The sequence below is a fragment of the Brevundimonas sp. genome (genome assembly GCF_035561115.1).
In the GTDB taxonomy this organism is placed as follows: domain Bacteria; phylum Pseudomonadota; class Alphaproteobacteria; order Caulobacterales; family Caulobacteraceae; genus Brevundimonas.
Genome location: NZ_DATMYH010000020.1, coordinates 1 through 18,008 on the forward strand (window position 1 = coordinate 1; position 18,008 = coordinate 18,008).

Below are 18,008 nucleotides of genomic sequence, written 5' to 3' on the forward strand. Positions count from 1 at the left end.
CGCTTACAGCGAGACGAGGACGTCGACGGCGGCGCAGGCGCGCGGAGCCACGAACAGCAACGCGAGGGCGCGGTCGGGGTTCTCGGCCGCCCACACCGGGCAGGGTTCCGCGGCGGCCTCGATGAGACGGGCGGGCGGCAGCGCCGCACAGGCGGCGGAGTCGAAAGCCATGGCGGAGTCCTCTGAACGAAGTCACGTGCGATAGCGGCGGTATCTCATGGCTTTTCTGTCATGACGATGCAAAGGTTTGAGCAATCGTTGTGCATTTTTGCACAGGAGGGCCAGTGGCGGATTTCAACTGGAACGACCTGCGGGCCTTCCTCGCGGTGGCCCGCACGGGCCGGCTGACTACGGCGGCGGCCCGCATCGCCATGGACCACACGACGGTGGCCCGACGCATCGCGGCGCTCGAGACCGGTCTGGGAGCCCAGTTGTTCGACCGCAGCCCCTACGGCTACGCCCTGACGCCGCACGGCGAGCGGCTGATGCCGACGGCCGAGAAGATCGAAAGCCTGACCCTGCGGGCCGCCTACGAACTCGGCGAGGCCGACCAGGCGCTGAGCGGCACGGTTCGCATCGGCGCCCCCGAGGGTTTCGGCAGCTATGTTCTGGCCCCGCTGATGGCGCGGCTGGCCGATCGCCATCCCGGCCTGGATATCCAGCTCGTGGCGATCTCCGGCGTGCTCAGCCTGTCCAAGCGCGAGGCCGACATCGCCGTGACGCTCAGCGCGCCGCGCGAGGGCCGGTTGGTCTCGCGCAAACTCACCGATTACGGACTGAGCCTTTACGCGGCTCCCTCCTACCTGGATGCGCGGCCGCCGATCCTGGCGCGCGCCGACATGGCTGGTCACCGCTTCATCGGCTATATCGGCGACCTGCTCTACGCGCCTGAGCTGGACTATATGCAGGCGCCGGATGTCGATATTCACGTCGCCTTGCAGAGTTCAAACCTGATCGCCCAGCTCCAGGCCGCCCTCGCCGGCGCCGGGCTGTGCGTGCTGCCGGACTTCATAGCTGCGCGCGAGGCAGGTCTGCGCCGCGTCCTGCCAGACGCGGTGCACCTGGATCGCAGCCTGTGGCTGGTGACTCATGCAGATTTGAGACCGTTGGCCCGGATCCGGGCGGTGACGGCCATGATCCTGGAGGCGGTAAAGGCGGATCGGTCGATGTTTACAGATGGCTGAGCGATCTCCGTTCCACGGGGAACCCTCGTCCCGGCGCTTGCGTTCAAGGTCCAATCTTGCGCTGCAACAAATTATAGAACATTGTTCTTTGGCGTACAGGCGAGGGAAACGGCTGTGTTCGAGTCTCTGAAATGCGCTCGCAAGGGCCACATGTATGTCGACAGCAGAAGTCAGCCCGGCACCGAGGTCTGCGTCCGCTGTCGGCATCGACGGCCGTTTGAGGGGATAAGCATCCCCGTCAAACCAGCCGACTCTGCACGACCGCCGCTTCGATAAATCCGGCGAACAGCGGATGGGGCGCGAACGGCCTGCTCTTGAGTTCGGGGTGATACTGGACGCCGATGAACCACGGATGGTCCTCGCGCTCCACCGTCTCGGGCAGGACGCCGTCGGGCGACAGGCCGGCGAAGGTCAGGCCGCCCTTCTGCTCGATGGCGTCGCGGTAGTTGATGTTGACCTCATAGCGATGGCGGTGGCGCTCGCTGATGGTGGTCGAACCGTACATCTGCGCGATCTTCGAGCCAGGCTTCAGCGTCGAGTCATAGGCGCCCAGGCGCATGGTGCCGCCCATGTCTCCGCCCTGCTGGCGCAGGACCCGTTGGTTGCCCTGGGTCCATTCGGTCATCAGGCCGACCACGGGCTCGGTCGTGGGACCGAATTCGGTCGATGAGGCCCTGGGGTAGCCCGCAAGGTTACGCGCCGCCTCGATGACCGCCATCTGCATGCCGAAACAGATGCCGAAATAGGGGATCTTGCGTTCGCGGGCGAAGCGCGCCGCCTCGATCTTGCCTTCCGAGCCGCGCTCGCCGAATCCGCCCGGCACCAGGATGGCGTGAGCCGCCTGCAGCCGGGCGTCGCAGGCCTCGCGGTCGCCCTCGAAGGTCTCGGCCTCGACCCAGTCGATGTTGACCTTGACGTTGTTGGCCACCCCGCCGTGGTGGAGCGCCTCGATCAGGGATTTGTAGGCGTCCTTCAGCACCGTGTATTTGCCGACGACCGCCACGGTCACTTCCCCATCCGGGTGCAGGCGACGGCGCACGATCTCTTCCCACATATCCAGCCGGGGAGCCGGGGCGTCGGTAATGCCGAAATGAGCCAGGACCTCGGCGTCCAGGCCCTCGCGATGGTAGTCCAGCGGCACCGCATAGATGTCGTTGGAATCCATCGCCTGGATGACGCCGCTTTCGCGCACGTTGCAGAACAGGCCGATCTTGCGCTTTTCCTCCGCTGGGATCGGGAACTCGCAGCGGCACAGCAGGATGTCGGGCTGGATGCCGATGGAGCGCAGTTCCTTGACCGAGTGCTGCGTCGGCTTGGTCTTCATCTCCCCGGCCGTCTTGATGAACGGCAGCAATGTCAGATGAACGAAGCACGACTGGCCGCGGGGAAGATCCTGGCCCAGCTGGCGGATGGCCTCGAAGAACGGCAGGCCTTCGATGTCCCCGACCGTGCCGCCGATCTCGACCAGGACGAAGTCCACTTCCTCACCCTCATCGGTCAGCGCCGGCGTCAGGCAGAAGGATTTGATCTGGTCCGTGACATGCGGGATCACCTGCACCGTCGCGCCGAGATAGTCCCCTCGCCGCTCCTTCTCGAGGATGGTCGAATAGATGCGGCCGGTGGTGATGTTGTCCGACTTGGCCGCAGAGACTCCTGTGAAACGTTCGTAGTGGCCCAGATCCAGATCGGTCTCGGCCCCGTCGTCGGTGACGAAGACCTCGCCGTGCTGATACGGGCTCATCGTGCCCGGATCGACGTTCAGATAGGGGTCTAGCTTGCGCAGACGCACCTTGTAGCCGCGCGCTTGCAGAAGCGCGCCGAGAGCGGCGGAGGCGAGGCCTTTTCCCAATGAGGAAACCACGCCGCCGGTGATGAACACGTAACGGGCCATGGGAGATTACCTTACCGCCGATTCGGGGGCGGCGGACTGGAGACTTTGAGGGCGGGAGCGGAAGGCGGGGATAAGGTCCCCGCTCATCCTTACTGCGCCGGTGCGGGCTGGACGGGGGTCGGCGCGGGGGTCGTTCCCGACAGGCTCGACTCCAGGTTCTGCAGCGACGGCGCGGCGGGCTGGGCCGGGGCCGAGGGATCCGCGGCGGGCGCGGTCTGCGGCGTCGTCGGCGTGATCAACTCGCCGATGGCGTCGGCGTCGACGATCGACCGGCTCGAACGCTCGACGTTGCCGAGGATGGTCAGGCCGATGGCGCAGGCGAAGAAGGCGCCAGCCAGCCACCAGGTCGTCACGGTCAGCAGATTGCCCGCGCCGCGCGCCGTCATGAAGCCCGACGGGCCTCCGCCCATGCCGAGAGCGCCGCCTTCGGAGCGCTGTATCAGGATCACGCCAGCGAGCGCGACCGAAATAAGGATCATGGCGACGAGGAGAATGGTCTGGAGCATGGCAGCCGATATGTGTGGCGCGACACCGCGCCGATCAAGCGGCGGCGTCTAACATTGATGCGGGACGGGAGCAAACGCTCCTCCGGTCAGGCTCCGCGGATGATGCCCAGGAAATCCGCGCCCCTCAGCGACGCCCCGCCCACGAGGGCGCCGCCGACCTCCGGCACGGCCAGTATCTCGGCGGCGTTGTCCGGCTTGACCGAGCCGCCGTACAGGATCGGCGTCGCCGCGATTCCCGGCCCCAGCCGCTCGATCATGGCGGCGCGAACCGCACGATGAACCTCTTCGATCTGCTCCAGCGTCGGCGTCAGACCCGTTCCGATCGCCCAGACCGGTTCATAGGCCACGGCGAAGTCACGGCCGGCCAGCACCAGCGGCAGGGAGGCCATGATCTGCGAACGCACCACGTCCACGGCCTGGCCGGCCTCGCGCTGTTGCAGGGTCTCGCCCACGCAGACGATGGGCTCCAGTCCGGCGCCCAGGGCCGCCTCGGCCTTGGCCGACACCAGAAGGTCGGTCTCGCCATGTCCCTGACGGCGCTCCGAATGGCCCAGGATCACGAGCGTCGCGCCCGCATCCCTGAGCATCGCCGCCGAGACGTCGCCGGTGAAGGCGCCGTGCGTCTCGGCCCGGCAGTCCTGCCCGCCGACCCCGATCGGGCTCCCGGCGGCCGCGCGCGCCATCCGCTCGATCAGGGTCGCGGGCGGACACAGGGCGACGCGGCAGGCCGCGGGCTCGCTTTCCAGCGCCGCGCGCAGGACCTCCACCTCGGTCAGGCTCGCGCCCAGGCCGTTCATTTTCCAATTGCCGGCGACCAGCTTCACGGATTGTTTCATGTGCGCCTTCTATGCGGCGGCGACCCTCAAGCCAAGCCATCCGGGCCGGCCGGGCCCGCGCGGTCCCGAAGAGGCCCATGGCCGCGCCCCGACAAGAATGGCCATCGTCTTGCCGTGCGGGTCGCTCACGCCCTATAGGCCAAGCGACACTCTGCCGCTGTTCCGCCAGGACCGACCATGCTCACCGCATTCCGCACCTTCGCCAAATCCAGATGGGCCATCGGCCTGCTTGTCGTTCTGGCGCTTGCGCTGCTGGTCACGGGAGGCACCCAGCTCGACGTTCTGGCCAACCTGGGACCGAAACATGTGGTCAGCGCCGGCGACCGCAGCGTCGGCCAGGCCGAATTCCGGGACGAGATGGACCGCATCCTCCAGCAGTCCCAGGAACAGGCCGGACGGGCCCTGACCTTCGAGGAACTGATCGGCCAGGGCGGCCTGGTCCAGTATCTCCAGCAGCGGTCGCAACAGCTCGGCTTCCTGAACTGGGCCTGGCAGGCGGGCATTCGTCCGGGCAAGGAACTGGTCCTGCGTCAGATTCGCCAGGCGCCGGGCTTCTTCGATTCCGTCACCGGCAAGTTCGACGAGAACCAGTACAGGAACAAACTGGCTGAAAACAAAGCCACGCCCGAGATGTTCGAGGCGCAACTGCGCGACCAGTACATCACCCAGCACTATGGCTCGGCGCTCGGCGCCGGCATGCGCCTGCCCCGCATCTACGGCGCGGTTCTGGCCAGTCAGGTGCTGGAAACCCGTGACGGCCGCTGGTTCACCGTGACCCAGGCCATGGCCGGCAAGGCCGCGGCCCCGACCGACGCCCAGTTGACCGCCTTCATGAACCAGAACGCGACCGAGCTGCGTCTGCCGGAATCGCGCACCGCCTCCGTCGTCCTGTTCGACGACCGCGCCGCCGCCGCCCCGATCAGCGAGGCCCGGATCGAGGAACGGTTCAACTTCCGCCGGGACGCCCTGTCCCTGCCCGAGAGGCGCACCTTCGTCACGCTGACGGCGCCGAACCGCGCCGCCGCCGACAACATCGCCGCCGCCCTGCGCGCCGGCCAGACTCCGGCTGCGGTCGCGAGCGCCAACAACATCCAGCCCGCAGACTACGCCGACACCCCGCGCAGCGCCCTGGGCGATCCCGCCATCGCCGCCGCCGTCTTCGGCCTGGCCGCCAACGAGGTGTCGGCCCCGGTCCAGGCCAGCGTCGGTTTCGTCGTCGCCAAGGTCACCGCCATCACCCCGGGACGCGCCGCCACGCTGGCCGAGGTGCGCGAACAGGTCATCCAGGAATTGCGCACCGAGGACGCCCGCGCCGCCGTCTATCGTCGGGTCGAGGCCTATGAGAAGGCTCGCCAGGACGGCAAGACGCTGGATGTCGCCGTGCGCGAGACCGGCGCCCGGATTATCCAGGTCCCCGCGATTCGCCAGGACGGCAAGCTGCGCAACGGTCAGGACATCAATCCGCCGCTGCCGCCGCAGTTGGTCCAGACCATGTGGACGCTGGGCAAGGGCGCCGAGAGCGAGGTCATCGACATGGGCCAGGGCCAGTATTTCGTGGTCCGCGTGGACGAGGTCATGCCTGCGGCCCTGCCGCCGCTGGAGGCGATCCGCGCGCCGCTGGCCGAGCAATGGGCTCTGCGCGAAAACGTCCGGCTCCTGACGACCCGCGCCAATGCTCTCGCCGCGCGCGTCCGGGGCGGCGAGGACCTGGCCGCGGTGGCCGCCTCGGCCGGCGCGACTCTCCAGACCGGAACCGGCCTGAACCGGCAGTCGGTCCAGTCCTACGGCCAAGGCGTCATTGCGGGCATGTTCAGCAGCGGCCGCGGCGAAATGTTCTCGCAGCAGAACACCGCTGACAGCTTCGTCATCGGCCGCATCGACCGGATCACTCCCGCCTCGGCCGTTCTGGCCGCGCCCGTGGCCGAGCAGTTCCGCCAGCGCATGGCCGGCGACAATGTGAACGCCGTCGGCGAACTGGCCCTCAAGGACGCCGCGACGCGCTCGAAGGCCCATTATGACGAAGCCCTCGCCCGCGCGACCCTCGGCCTGCCCGCCGAAGCCCCCGCGACGGCGGCCGGCGCTGCGGCGCCCGGTCGTCCGGCGCCCGCCCAAGGTCAATGACCCCAAGGGCCGCCGCGGCCGATTACGACGGCTTTCAGCGGGGGTGGGCCGCCGGCCTTCCCCGCGTGGTCGTCCGCCGACTGGTCGACGACCTGGAAACCCCCGTCTCGGCCTTCCTCAAGGTCGGGCATGGCCGTACCCACGCCTTCCTGCTGGAGTCGGTCGAGGGCGGGGCGGTCAACGGCCGCTATTCGATCATCACGCGCGAACCTGACGTCGTCTGGCGTTGCCGCGACGGCCGGGCGGAACTGGCGCGAGGCCCTGCGATCGACGAAGGCCGGTTCACCCCGGAAAGCGGCGACGCCCTCGCCTCGCTGCGGGCGCTGATGGCGTCGTCGCGCTTCGACCTTCCGGAGGACCTGCCGCCGATGGCCGCCGGCCTGTTCGGCGTCTTCGGCTATGACATGGTGCGGCTGCTCGAGCCGCTCGGCGCGCCCAATCCCGACCCGCTGGACCTGCCGGACGCCGTCCTGACCCGTCCGGCGCTGGTCGCCATCTTCGATTCCGTCCGGCATGAGATCGTGCTGGTTTCGGCGGCCTATCCTGACGCCGGCGCGACCGCAGGGGCCGCCTACGCCGCGGCTGTGGACCGGCTGGATGCCTTCGAGACCGAATTGCGCACGCCCCTGCCGGCCTTGCCGACCCCCATCGAGGCGTCGACGCCGGAGTTCGTCTCGCCGGTGGACGCCGCCGGCTTCGGTGAAATGGTGGCGCGGGCCAAGGACTATATCGGCGCCGGCGACATCTTCCAGGTCGTGCTCAGCCACCGCTTCGCCGCCCCGTGGAACGCCGATCCGTTCGCCTTCTATCGCTCGCTGCGCCGCTCCAACCCCTCCCCCTATCTGTTCTTCCTTGATTTCGGCGACTTCCAGCTGGCCGGGTCGAGCCCGGAGATCCTCGTTCGCCTCAAGAACGGCCGGGTCACCATCCGTCCGCTGGCCGGCACCCGGCCCCGGGGGGACACGCCCGAGGTCGATCGCGCCCTGGAGGCCGAACTGCTGGCCGATCCCAAGGAGCGGGCCGAGCATCTGATGCTGCTGGACCTGGGCCGCAACGATGTCGGCCGGGTCGCTGCGCCCGGCACCGTCGAGGTGATCGAGAGCTTCCGCATCGAGCGCTACAGCTCGGTCATGCACATCGTCTCCGAGGTCCAGGGCGACGCCGACCCGAGGCTGGACGCCGTCGACACCCTGCTGGCCGCCTTGCCCGCCGGCACCCTGTCGGGCGCGCCCAAGGTGCGGGCGATGGAGATCATCGACGAACTGGAGACGACGAAGCGCGGCGTCGGCTACGGCGGCGGCGTGGGCTACATCTCGGCCGGCGGCGAGGCCGATATCTGCATCGTCCTGCGCACCGCCCTGTTCGCCGACGGCAAGATCTTCGTCCAAGTGGGCGCGGGGGTGGTCGCCGACAGCGATCCGGCCGCCGAATACGCCGAGACGCAAGCCAAGGCCCGGGCGCCCATGCGCGCCGCCGAAGACGCCTGGCGCTATCCGTTCGGCAACCGCTAGGGCTGGGCCGAAACCGCCGTCTCGTCGAACCGCACGCCCGGTCCGAGAATAAGGACGCCGGCCATCAGCACGGCCGCCATCGCCGCCAGCGCAGCCGCGCCCAGCGTCGCATAAGGGTTGCCCCGGACGGGCGCCGGCGTCAGCAGGACGCGGGCCCTGGCGATGGTCTTGTCGGTCATGGCCGGTCTCCGTTGGGACAATCCCAATTCGGGACGGTTCGGTTAACGAAGACTTACGGCCCGGCGCGCTTGGCGCAGGCTCTCGCAGCCCCTAGAAGCCAGACCATGATCCTGGTCGTCGATAACTACGACAGCTTTACCTACAACCTCGTCCACTACCTCGCGGAGCTGGGCGCGGAGACGCACGTGGTGCGCAACGACGACCTGACCGCCGCCGAGGCCTGGGCGCTGAAACCCGAGGCGGTGCTGCTGTCGCCCGGCCCCTGCACGCCCAACGAGGCGGGCATCTGCCTGTCCATTCTGGACAGCGCGCCGCTCGACATGCCGGTCTTCGGCGTGTGCCTGGGCCATCAGGCCATGGGCCAGGCTTTCGGCGGCGAGGTGATCCGGGCCAAGGCCCTGATGCACGGCAAGACCTCGCCGATCGAACATGCGGGCCAGAGCGTGTTCAAGGGTTTGCCTTCGCCCTTCACCGCCACCCGCTATCACAGCCTCGCCGTCCGCCGCGACACCCTGCCTGACGTGCTGGAGGTCACCGCCTGGACCGCCGACGGGGAGATCATGGGGCTGGCGCACAGGACCCGGCCGATCCACGGCGTCCAGTTCCACCCCGAGTCCATCGCCACCGAGCATGGCCACGACCTGCTGGCCAATTTCCTCGATCTGGCCAACGTCAGACGCCGGGCGATGGTCTGAGATGGCCGAGGGCTTCAAACCCCTGCTCGCCAAGCTGGTCGACGGCGGCGTGCTGACCGCGGACGAGGCCCACGCCTTCTTCGCCGCCTGCCTGCGCGGCGAGCCGACCCCGGCCCAGGTCGCCGCCGCCGTCACCGCCCTGCGCATCCGCGGCGAGACGGTCGAGGAGATCGCCGCCTTCGCCGCCGCCATGCGCGACGCGGCCCTGAGGCTGGATCACCCCTATGACGTCATCGACACCTGCGGCACCGGCGGCGACGGCCAGCACACGTTCAACATCTCGACCGCCGCGGCCCTGGTTCTGGCCGGCGCCGGCCTGAAGGTCGCCAAGCACGGCAACCGCGCGCTCAGCTCGAAGTCCGGCTCGTCCGACGTGCTGGCGGCGTTGGGCGTCAACCTCGCCGCCACTCCGGCCCAGCAGCGCCGATCGCTGGACGACGCCGGCATCGCCTTCCTGTTCGCCCCCGCCTACCACGGCGCCATGCGCCATGTCGGGCCGGTACGGGCCGAGATCGGTTTCCGTACGGTTTTCAATCTTCTGGGACCGCTTTCAAACCCGGCGTCTGCGAAACGACAGGTGATGGGCGTCTATGATCCCCGCCTGTTGGAGCCCCTTGCCGAGGTGTTGGGCCGGCTGGGCGCCGAACGGGCCTGGGTCGTGCACGGACAGGGCCTGGACGAACTGACCACCACGGGGCCTACAGGCGTGGCCGAATGGCGGGACGGCGCCGTCCGCCGCTTCACCGTCACGCCTGAGGACGCCGGCCTGCCCCGGGCCTCGATCGAGGACCTGCGCGGCGGCGACGCCGAGGAGAACGCCCTGGCCCTGCACAAGCTGCTGGCGGGCGAGGCCGGCGCCTACCGCGACATCGTTCTGCTGAACGCCGCCGCGGCCCTCGTCGTCGCCGACCGCGCCGCCGATCTGGCCGAGGGCGCGGCCATCGCGGCCCGGGTCATCGACGAGGGCCGGGCGGCCCAGGCCCTGACCGATCTGGTCGTCGCCACCAATTCGCCCGTCCCGGAAGAGCTGGCGTGAGCGACGTCCTCGCCGGCATCGCCGCCTACAAGCGCAAGGACGTGGCCGCCCGCAAGGCCGCGACGTCGCAGGACGCCGTCGAGGCGCTGGCCCGTCAGGCCTCGGTTCCGCGAGGCTTCCGCGCCGCCCTTGAGCGCCATGTCGAGGAAACCGGCCGCCCGGCCCTGATCGCCGAGATCAAGAAGGCCAGTCCCTCCAGGGGCCTGATCCGCGCCGACTTCGACCCGCCGGCCCTCGCCCGCGCCTATGAGCGCGGCGGCGCCCAGTGCCTCTCGGTCCTGACCGACGGCCCCAGCTTCCAGGGCGACGACGCCTTCCTCGCCGCCGCCCGCGACGCGGTCGCCCTGCCCTGCCTGCGCAAGGACTTCCTCGTCGATCCCTGGCAGGTGGCCGAGAGCCGGGCCCTGGGCGCCGACTGCATCCTGATCATTCTGGCCATGATCGACGACGCCCTCGCCGCCGAACTGCTGGCCGAGGCCGAGCGATTCGGCATGGACGCCCTGATCGAGACCCACGACGAGGCCGAAATGGCCCGCGCCTGCACGCTGGGCGGTGATCTGGTGGGCATCAACAACCGGTCCCTGCGGACGTTCGAGGTCGATCTGGCGGTGACGGAGCGGCTGGCCATGCTCAGCCCCGTCCGGGCCCTGCTGGTGGCCGAGAGCGGCATCTTCACGCCGGACGATGTGCAGCGGGTGTCCGACGCCCACGCCCAGGCCGTGCTGGTGGGGGAGAGCCTCATGCGTCAGGCGGATGTCCAGGCCGCGACGCGGGCCTTGCTGGCCTGACTCAGGCCGCGAGCGACCTCTCCACGAACGGCGTGACGACCGCCATCGCACGCTCGACATAGGCCGCCTTCTCGCCAACCGGGGCGACGTAGTGGATCGCCTCCTCCGCGTCGCGGACGGAGGCCAGTCGGGCGATGGTCCAGGCGGCGAGGTATTGTGACGCAAGGCAACCGCCGGCCGTGGCGACGTTTCCGTGCGCCACGAACGGCGCATCCAGCACCTCGACCCCGGCCTCGACCACCCAGGGTTTGGTGGTGAGGTCGGTGCAGGCCGGAAGGCTTCCGATCAGCCCCAGCCTGGCCAATAACAGCGTGCCCGAGCACTGGGCGCCGATCAGTTGGCGCGTCGGGTCGAGCTTGATGCGCGACAGGAGAACGGGATCGGCGGCGACTTCGCGCGTGCGGATCCCGCTGCCGATCAGAACCGCGTCGGCCTCGACGGCGAACTCCAGTGGCTCCTGGCGCTGTATCGTGACCCCGTTCATCGAGGTGACCTCGAACGTGGGGGCTGCGATGCGCGCCTCCCAGCCTTTCGCGCGCATGCGGTTCAGAATGCCGGCGGCGATGAAGGAATCCAGCTCGTTGAAGCCGTCGAAGGTGAGGATGGCGATACGCACGGCGCGCTCCGTGATGACGCGGTCTCCCGACGTGGGGACGCTCGCGCTGGTCCATATGAGACGGGGCGCCGTCGAAACGCACGCCGGAATCCGCCGTCGAACCGGCGCTCCGCCGTTAAGTTGACATTAGGCAAGAACACTTACAGAACATCCGCAACGGTTCACGCCTTGTTCTGGACGATTCGACGCCATGCTCACGCGCAAACAGCACGAACTCCTGATGTTCATCCATGAACGCATCAAGGAGACGGGGGTCTCGCCCTCGTTCGACGAGATGAAGGAGGCGCTGGATCTGGCGTCCAAATCGGGCATCCACCGGCTGATCACGGCGCTGGAAGAGCGCGGCTTCATCCGCCGTCTGGCCCACCGGGCCCGGGCGCTGGAAGTCACCAAACTGCCGGAACAGGCCACGCCATCGCAACCGCGCGGCCGACAGCCCTTCCGCCCCGACGTCATCCAGGGCGGCGGTCGCCCCATGGCCGCCGAGCCGGCCAACGACACCCGCGAGCTGTCGCTGATGGGCAAGATCGCCGCCGGCACGCCCATCGCCGCCATCGAACACGAGACGGCCCGATATCCGGTGCCCGAGGCCATGCTGGGCGCGGGCGAGCATTACATGCTCGAGATCGAGGGCGACTCCATGATCGAGGCCGGCATCCTGAACGGCGATCTGGTGATCATAAAGTCGGTCGACACCGCCACTTCGGGCGACATCGTCGTGGCCCTGGTCGAGGGCGAGGAAGCCACCCTGAAGCGGCTGCGCAAGAAGGGCGGCTCCATCGCCCTGGAGCCCGCCAACCGCAACTACGAAACTCGCATCTTCGGCCCCGACCAGGTCGAGGTCCAGGGCAAGCTGGTCGGCCTCATCCGCCGCTATCACTGACCCCGTTCCCGGATCAGGTCCGGGATGACAGGTGCGCCGCCTTGTCATCCCGGAAACGGCGCAGCCGTTATCCGGGACGGCTCCACGGCCGGTCGCCGCGCACATCCGCCGACCAGGCCGCCCGCCAGCGGCCCGCTGACGCCGGCCCCTCACGCCACAGCTCGACCGCGCCGCCGCGCGCGTGGTCGACGCCGTCCAGCACCAGCCGGCCCTCGCACGACGCCGGCAGGACGGTCACGACCGGGCGCAGGCTGACGACCGGCGCGGCCCGGCACAGGGTGTCGATCTGTTCGAACGACGGAGCCTTGGCACCCCACCACAGGGCCAGGGGGCCCGCGCCCGCGACGGCGGGCGCGCAGGCGAACCGGGTGCAGGTCCAGCCCTCCGACGGCCGCTCTTCCGGCAGGACGCCCCGCCGTCGCGACCAGACGTCGACAGCGAACTGCCGCACGCCCGGTCGCATCACCAGAGCCTGCCCATCCTCCACCCAGGCCGCATTGGTCCCCCCGTCTCCGATCCACAGATCCGGCGTCGGCGGCCGGGGCCAGAGCATCACCGCCGCCGCGAACGGCAGGCCCAGCCACCGCAACGGTCCGCGCCACAGGCAACAGAACAGCACCCCGAGGAAGGAGATCGGCAGGGCGGCATCCGGCGCGCTCGCCACCGTCTTGACCGCGCCGGGCAGGCCGGCCGTCCATTCGCCGATCGCCAGCATCAGGCCGATCCCCTGCCCCGCCAGCCACAGGAAGGGCGCGCCCAGTCCCAGGGGCTCCAGCAAGGCTCCGAGCGCCAGCATCGGCATAATCAGGAAGTCTGACACCGGCGCGGTCGCCAGATTGGCCGCCAGCCCGTACAGGGCGGTACGGTTGAAATGCTGCATGGCGAACGGCCCGGTCGCCGCCCCCGCGACCAGACTGGCCAGAACCGCCGCCGCCAGCCAGGCGCCCGCCCGCTGGACGATCAGGATCGGCAGGGGGGCTGAGATTTCCCTGGGCCGCCGCGGCCACGCCTCGACCAGGGCCACCAGCGCCGCCGTCGCCGCGAACGACATCTGGAAGCCCGGCGTGACGATCGCCTCGGGCTGCAGCAGCAGGACGACGAAGGCCGCCACCGCCAGCGCATGCATGGTGATCGCCTGCCGATCCAGCAGGATGGCGAGGAAGGCGATCGAGGCCGTGATCGCCGCCCGCTCGGCCGGCGGCGGCGCGCCCGACACGATCAGATAGATCGCGACCGCCAGCAGCCCCGCGACCGCGGCGACCTTCTTGCCGGACACCCGCAAGGCCAGCCAAGGCCATGCGGCGACCAGCAGACGCGCAAGGAAGAAGGCGAAGCCGCCGACCACGGCCATGTGCAGGCCCGAGATGGACAGGATGTGCGCCAGTCCGGAATCGCGCATCACATCGACGTCGTCGGGGTTCAGCCACGCCTCCTGCCCCGTCGTCATGGCCGCGGCGATCCCGCCCGTCCGTTCGCCCAGACGCGCCACGATCCGGCTGGCCAGTTCGAAACGCATGCCGTTGACCGCCATCGCCGCCCGAACGCGCCATGGCGGGGGAGCCAGGTACGCAGGCCGCGTCTCCCCGAGCGAGAAGGCGACTCCGCCCAGACTCTGGAAGAAGGCGTTGCGGCCGAAATCGTACGCGCCCGGACTGGCCGGAGCCGGCGGCGGATTGAGGATGGCGAACAGCCGCACAGCCTCGCCGGGCCGCGGGACCGGGCCGCGCACCGTGGCCCGCAGGCGGACCGGCGTCTGCTCGGGCGTCAGTCCGCGGACGCGCACCGGCGCGATCACGACGCGCGGGCCCGCCGAGCCGGGACTGTCGACATCGATCACCCAGCCCTCGACCACCGTCGGCTCGGCCATCGCCGGGGCGATGGGGGCCGCGACCGCGTCGGTCCGCAGCTTCGCCACGGCGACGCCGAGGGCGAAACAGGCCAGCATCAGCAGCGGCAGGGTCCACACCCGAGCCATCGCCAGACGGCGCGCGCCCAGCCAGAGTCCCGTTCCGATCGTGGCCGCCAGCAATAGCGGCCACGTCGGCGGCTCGGTCTTCAGCGCGAAATAGACCGAACAGCCGCCGCCGAACGCCACCGGCGCCCACATCCGCCATCTCAGGGTCTGGGCCGCGAGCTGACCCGACACGAACGCGCGGGCGCGCGCGGCGAGGCTGGGCTTTGCCGGCGTCGGCGTTATAACGCCCGCCATGACCTCCCCGTCCGAACCGAACCCAGCTGTCGTCACCCGTTTCGCCCCCTCGCCGACAGGCTCCCTGCACATAGGAGGCGCCCGGACGGCGCTTTTCAACTATTTGTACGCCAAGGGGCGCAACGGGAAGTTCCTCGTGCGGGTGGAAGACACCGACCGCGAGCGCTCGACCGACGACGCCGTAAAGGCCATTTTCGACGGCCTGAGCTGGCTGGAGCTGTTTGCTGACGAGGAACCCGTCTTCCAGTTCAGTCGCGCCGACCGCCATCGGGAGGTCGTCAACGAGCTGCTTGACCGCGGCGCCGCCTATCGGGACTTCACCTCGGCCGAGGAGACCGGACGCCTTCGCGACCTCGCCAAGGCCGAACGGCGCACGTTCGAATCCCCGTGGCGCAATCGCGAGCCTTCAGTCGACGACCTGAGCCAGCCTCACGTCGTCCGCTTCCGCCGCCCCCTGCCGGGTCAGGTGACGGTCGAGGACCAGGTGCAGGGAACGGTCAGCTGGTCCAACGACGACCTCGATGATCTGGTCCTGCTGCGCTCGGACGGGGCCCCGACCTACAACCTGGCCGTGGTGGTCGACGACCACGACATGGGCGTAACCCACGTCATCCGCGGCGACGACCATCTGAACAACGCCGCCCGCCAGAGCCTGATCTACGACGCCCTGGGCTGGACCCGGCCCAGCTTCGCCCACATCCCCCTGATCCACGGCCCCGACGGCGCCAAGCTGTCCAAGCGGCACGGGGCGCAGGCGGTGCATGAATACGCCGAGATGGGCTATCTGCCCGAGGCCATGCGGAACTATCTGGCTCGGCTGGGCTGGGCCCACGGCGACGACGAGCTGTTCAACGACGCCCAGGCGCTGGAGTGGTTCGACCTGACCGGCGTGGGCAAGGCGCCGGCGCGGCTGGACTTCGACAAGCTGGCCCATGTCAACGCCCACTGGATCCGCCTGGCCGACGATGACCGTCTGGCCAAGATGACCCTGGACGTCCACCTGGCCCGCGGCCACGCCCTTGGACCCGATGACGAGGCCCGGCTGCTCACGGCCATGCCGTTCGTGAAGGACCGGGCCAGGACGGTGCTCGAACTGGCCGACCAGACCGCCTTCGTCCTGCGTCCGCGGCCGCTGAAAATCTATGAAAAGGGCCTGCCGCTTCTGGCCGGCGAATCGGGCGAACGCATCGCCCGTTTGCGCGACCGGCTTAAACTGTTCGCCAGCTGGGATGTGTTCGCTCTTGAGTCCGAGCTCAAGGTTTTCGCCGAGGAAGAAGCCGTGGGCTTCGGCAAGATCGGTCCCGCCGTGCGCGCGGCCTTGACGGGCGACGGCGTCTCGCCCGACATCGCCAAAACCCTGGCCGCCCTGGGACGTGAAGAAAGCCTCGGGCGCTTGGATGACGCGCTGCAACAGACTATCTGACAATTCACCAGACCGTGGATTACGCCTCCCCGCGCCGATCCGCCGCCTAACCTCCAGGGGCTGCAATGACTGAACACGCCAAACCCGCCGGCTCGGCCACCCTTACGTATCGCGACAAGAGCGTCGAGCTTCCGGTTCTGTCCGGATCGACCGGGCCGGATGTGATCGACATCCGCAAGCTGTACGGCGCGACCGAGGCCTTCACCTACGACCCCGGCTTCACCTCGACCGCCGCCTGCGAAAGCGCCCTGACCTTCATCGACGGCGACATCGGCACCCTGCTGCACCGCGGCTATCCGATCGACCAGTTGGCCTCACAATCCAACTTCGTCGAGGTCTGTCACCTGCTGCTGCACGGCGAACTGCCGACCGCCGCCCAGTACGAGGTGTTCGAACGCAGCATCACCATGCACACCATGCTGCATTCGCAGTTCGACCGCTTCTTCGAGGGCTTCCGCCGCGACGCCCACCCGATGGCGATCATGGTCGGGACCGTCGGCGCCCTGTCGGCCTTCTATCACGACAGTCTGGACATCCATGATCCGGTCCAGCGCAACATCTCGGCCATTCGGCTGATCGCCAAGATGCCGACCCTGGCGGCGCGGGCGTACAAATATCATATCGGCCAGCCGTTCATCTCGCCACGCAACGATCTCACCTACGCCGAGAATTTCCTGCGTATGTGCTTCGCCGTTCCGGCCGAGGACTATGTGGTCAATCCGGTGCTGGCCAGGGCCATGGACCGCATCTTCATCCTGCACGCCGACCACGAGCAGAACGCTTCGACCTCGACCGTCCGCCTGGCCGGTTCGTCCGGCGCCAATCCCTTCGCCTGTATCGCCGCCGGCATCGCCTGCCTGTGGGGCCCGTCGCACGGCGGCGCCAACGAAGAGGCGCTGAACATGCTCAAGGAGATCGGCACCCCGGACAGGATCCCGGAGTTCATCGAGGGCGTGAAGGCCAAGAAATACAAGCTGATGGGCTTCGGCCACCGCGTGTACAAAAACTACGATCCGCGCGCCAAGGTGATGAAGGAGAGCGCCGACGAGGTGCTCGAGGCGGTCGGCGACAAGAACGATCCGCTGTTCCAGGTGGCCAAGGAACTGGAGCGGATCGCGCTGAACGACGAGTATTTCATCGAGCGCAAGCTGTTCCCGAACGTCGACTTCTATTCGGGCATCACCCTGTCGGCGATGGGCTTCCCGACCTCGATGTTCACCGTGCTGTTCTCGCTGGCCCGCACGGTCGGCTGGATCGCCCAGTGGCAGGAGATGATCGGCGACCCGACCCAGAAGATCGGCCGCCCGAGGCAGCTGTACACCGGGCCGACCGAGCGCGACTACGTGCCGATCCAGAAGCGCGGCTGAGGCCGTCCGGATCGCGACAACCCCGACACAGTCGACCGATACAATTCGACCGCGACAAGCGCGACAATCGGACCGCTGAAACCGGGACAGGGTCGCGACATGCACGACAATGAAGACGCCGGGGCCCAAGCCCCGGCTTTTTTCAGCGGACAGCCTGCGATCAGCTCACTGGACCTGGCCAGACGGCGTCACTAGCCTCCGGGCACGAGGCTGCGGGGGAACGCGTGCTCATCATTCAGCACCAATGGTGTCGGTGGACCGCGCCGGGGCGGCAAACCGCCTTTCCCGGGCCGCGTGAGGTTCAGGTGTCGACCGAGCGGGTCTTCGGGTGGGGCCAGGTGTTTGATTACTCCGAAGACGCCGTCCGGTGCTTTCGCGTGCGCCTGGACCAGCGCCCGGACGATCGGTGGCGACCGCTCGAATGGCGTGGCGGCGCCATGGAGATTCAAATTGGCCTGCACCGACCGGGCGCGATCCGGTCAAGATGGCCCGTCGGGTATCATTCGCCCGATTGGCTGTTCACACTGAAATGGGGCCAGACCGGCCGCGTACGGTGGAACGGCCGCTTCGGCGCCCGGGGCGGGGTCGGTCCGTGCTTCGAGGAGCACACCTACTGGATCGGCGTCGGCGATCCCGATCCGGACATGTTCCGCGACCGTCCCCTGCACGCCACGCAGGAACGCATCTATCTGCGATAGCGAGGCGCGGCGGTCCCGTCCGTGTTCGCCATTGCCTTGCCGCCGTCGATGGTCGAGGCTCCCA

17 protein-coding genes are annotated in these 18,008 nt (G+C 68.8%); 10 read left to right on the top strand and 7 right to left on the bottom strand.

Translation table 11 applies throughout. The annotated features are described in order from the left end of the window. Positions 1-3: 3 nt before the first annotated feature. The gene (locus VN378_RS02330) at positions 4-171 is read right to left on the bottom strand and encodes a hypothetical protein (RefSeq protein ID WP_325740605.1); all 168 of its coding nucleotides are present in this window, start codon (positions 169-171) and stop codon (positions 4-6) included. Positions 172-284: 113 nt separating this feature from the next. On the opposite strand from VN378_RS02330, the gene VN378_RS02335 reads away from it, so the two are divergent. Further along, entirely contained in the window at positions 285-1,184 is a 900-nt protein-coding gene (locus VN378_RS02335) for a LysR family transcriptional regulator (RefSeq protein WP_325740608.1), read from the top strand. A gap of 238 nt (positions 1,185-1,422) precedes the next feature. On the opposite strand, the gene VN378_RS02340 is transcribed toward VN378_RS02335, so the two are convergent. The 3 genes from VN378_RS02340 to tpiA form a co-directional block, all read right to left on the bottom strand. Then, entirely contained in the window at positions 1,423-3,075 is a 1,653-nt protein-coding gene (locus tag VN378_RS02340) for a CTP synthase (protein ID WP_325740610.1), read from the bottom strand. Positions 3,076-3,164: 89 nt separating this feature from the next. Beyond that, positions 3,165-3,581: a preprotein translocase subunit SecG gene (gene secG / locus VN378_RS02345; RefSeq protein WP_325740614.1), complete on the bottom strand. Its 417-nt coding sequence runs from the start codon at positions 3,579-3,581 to the stop codon at positions 3,165-3,167. Positions 3,582-3,667: 86 nt separating this feature from the next. Next, positions 3,668-4,417, bottom strand: coding sequence for a triose-phosphate isomerase (tpiA, locus tag VN378_RS02350; protein ID WP_325740616.1), 750 nt, complete (start codon positions 4,415-4,417; stop codon positions 3,668-3,670). A 177-nt stretch (positions 4,418-4,594) separates the two neighbouring features. Between tpiA and VN378_RS02355 the strand changes: the two genes are divergently transcribed. Together VN378_RS02355 and trpE are read left to right on the top strand one after the other, a co-directional pair. Then, complete coding sequence (locus VN378_RS02355; RefSeq protein ID WP_325740618.1) at positions 4,595-6,538, top strand: peptidyl-prolyl cis-trans isomerase; 1,944 nt, start codon at positions 4,595-4,597, stop codon at positions 6,536-6,538. Continuing rightward, entirely contained in the window at positions 6,535-8,049 is a 1,515-nt protein-coding gene (trpE, locus tag VN378_RS02360; RefSeq protein WP_325740620.1) for an anthranilate synthase component I, read from the top strand. The genes VN378_RS02355 and trpE overlap by 4 nt, the downstream gene beginning before the upstream one ends. Here trpE and VN378_RS02365 read toward each other — a convergent pair. Next, a complete protein-coding gene (locus VN378_RS02365; protein WP_325740622.1) occupies positions 8,046-8,228 on the bottom strand; it encodes a peptidoglycan-binding protein in 183 nt (60 codons plus the stop codon). The genes trpE and VN378_RS02365 overlap by 4 nt on opposite strands. Before the next feature lie 105 nt (positions 8,229-8,333). On the opposite strand from VN378_RS02365, the gene VN378_RS02370 reads away from it, so the two are divergent. The 3 genes from VN378_RS02370 to trpC are packed head-to-tail and all read left to right on the top strand — an operon-like array spanning position 8,334 to position 10,748. Next, positions 8,334-8,924, top strand: a complete 591-nt coding sequence (locus tag VN378_RS02370; RefSeq protein WP_325740624.1) for an aminodeoxychorismate/anthranilate synthase component II — start codon at positions 8,334-8,336, stop codon at positions 8,922-8,924. 1 nt (position 8,925) lies between these two features. Then, complete coding sequence (gene trpD, locus VN378_RS02375) at positions 8,926-9,960, top strand: anthranilate phosphoribosyltransferase (RefSeq protein WP_325740626.1); 1,035 nt, start codon at positions 8,926-8,928, stop codon at positions 9,958-9,960. Further along, positions 9,957-10,748, top strand: coding sequence for an indole-3-glycerol phosphate synthase TrpC (trpC, locus tag VN378_RS02380; protein WP_325740628.1), 792 nt, complete (start codon positions 9,957-9,959; stop codon positions 10,746-10,748). Before trpD ends, trpC begins: the two co-directional genes overlap by 4 nt. A gap of 1 nt (position 10,749) precedes the next feature. Here the strand turns inward: trpC and VN378_RS02385 are convergent, their stop codons facing one another. Next, the gene (locus tag VN378_RS02385; protein WP_325740630.1) at positions 10,750-11,364 is read right to left on the bottom strand and encodes a DJ-1/PfpI family protein; all 615 of its coding nucleotides are present in this window, start codon (positions 11,362-11,364) and stop codon (positions 10,750-10,752) included. A 190-nt stretch (positions 11,365-11,554) separates the two neighbouring features. Here VN378_RS02385 and lexA point away from each other — a divergent pair, with 190 nt between their 5' ends. Further along, complete coding sequence (gene lexA / locus VN378_RS02390) at positions 11,555-12,247, top strand: transcriptional repressor LexA (protein ID WP_325740632.1); 693 nt, start codon at positions 11,555-11,557, stop codon at positions 12,245-12,247. A gap of 67 nt (positions 12,248-12,314) precedes the next feature. Here the strand turns inward: lexA and VN378_RS02395 are convergent, their stop codons facing one another. Continuing rightward, the gene (locus VN378_RS02395; protein ID WP_325740634.1) at positions 12,315-14,456 is read right to left on the bottom strand and encodes a ComEC/Rec2 family competence protein; all 2,142 of its coding nucleotides are present in this window, start codon (positions 14,454-14,456) and stop codon (positions 12,315-12,317) included. On the opposite strand from VN378_RS02395, the gene gltX reads away from it, so the two are divergent. The 3 genes from gltX to VN378_RS02410 all read left to right on the top strand — a co-directional run bounded on the left by gltX (position 14,455) and on the right by VN378_RS02410 (position 17,944). Beyond that, the gene (gltX, locus tag VN378_RS02400) at positions 14,455-15,879 is read left to right on the top strand and encodes a glutamate--tRNA ligase (protein WP_325740636.1); all 1,425 of its coding nucleotides are present in this window, start codon (positions 14,455-14,457) and stop codon (positions 15,877-15,879) included. The two genes, VN378_RS02395 and gltX, sit on opposite strands and share 2 nt — an antisense overlap. Before the next feature lie 65 nt (positions 15,880-15,944). Beyond that, the gene (gene gltA / locus VN378_RS02405; RefSeq protein ID WP_325740637.1) at positions 15,945-17,246 is read left to right on the top strand and encodes a citrate synthase; all 1,302 of its coding nucleotides are present in this window, start codon (positions 15,945-15,947) and stop codon (positions 17,244-17,246) included. Positions 17,247-17,470: 224 nt separating this feature from the next. Then, the gene (locus VN378_RS02410; RefSeq protein ID WP_325740639.1) at positions 17,471-17,944 is read left to right on the top strand and encodes a hypothetical protein; all 474 of its coding nucleotides are present in this window, start codon (positions 17,471-17,473) and stop codon (positions 17,942-17,944) included. Positions 17,945-18,008: the final 64 nt, after the last annotated feature.

Coding starts and splice junctions, on each gene's coding strand:
- VN378_RS02330 (WP_325740605.1), bottom strand. CDS start 171: ATGGCTTTCGACTCCGCCGCCTGTGCGGCGCTGCCGCCCGCCCGTCTC.
- VN378_RS02340 (WP_325740610.1), bottom strand. CDS start 3,075: ATGGCCCGTTACGTGTTCATCACCGGCGGCGTGGTTTCCTCATTGGGA.
- secG (WP_325740614.1), bottom strand. CDS start 3,581: ATGCTCCAGACCATTCTCCTCGTCGCCATGATCCTTATTTCGGTCGCG.
- tpiA (WP_325740616.1), bottom strand. CDS start 4,417: ATGAAACAATCCGTGAAGCTGGTCGCCGGCAATTGGAAAATGAACGGC.
- VN378_RS02355 (WP_325740618.1), top strand. CDS start 4,595: ATGCTCACCGCATTCCGCACCTTCGCCAAATCCAGATGGGCCATCGGC.
- trpE (WP_325740620.1), top strand. CDS start 6,535: ATGACCCCAAGGGCCGCCGCGGCCGATTACGACGGCTTTCAGCGGGGG.
- VN378_RS02365 (WP_325740622.1), bottom strand. CDS start 8,228: ATGACCGACAAGACCATCGCCAGGGCCCGCGTCCTGCTGACGCCGGCG.
- VN378_RS02370 (WP_325740624.1), top strand. CDS start 8,334: ATGATCCTGGTCGTCGATAACTACGACAGCTTTACCTACAACCTCGTC.
- trpD (WP_325740626.1), top strand. CDS start 8,926: ATGGCCGAGGGCTTCAAACCCCTGCTCGCCAAGCTGGTCGACGGCGGC.
- lexA (WP_325740632.1), top strand. CDS start 11,555: ATGCTCACGCGCAAACAGCACGAACTCCTGATGTTCATCCATGAACGC.
- gltX (WP_325740636.1), top strand. CDS start 14,455: ATGACCTCCCCGTCCGAACCGAACCCAGCTGTCGTCACCCGTTTCGCC.
- VN378_RS02395 (WP_325740634.1), bottom strand. CDS start 14,456: ATGGCGGGCGTTATAACGCCGACGCCGGCAAAGCCCAGCCTCGCCGCG.
- gltA (WP_325740637.1), top strand. CDS start 15,945: ATGACTGAACACGCCAAACCCGCCGGCTCGGCCACCCTTACGTATCGC.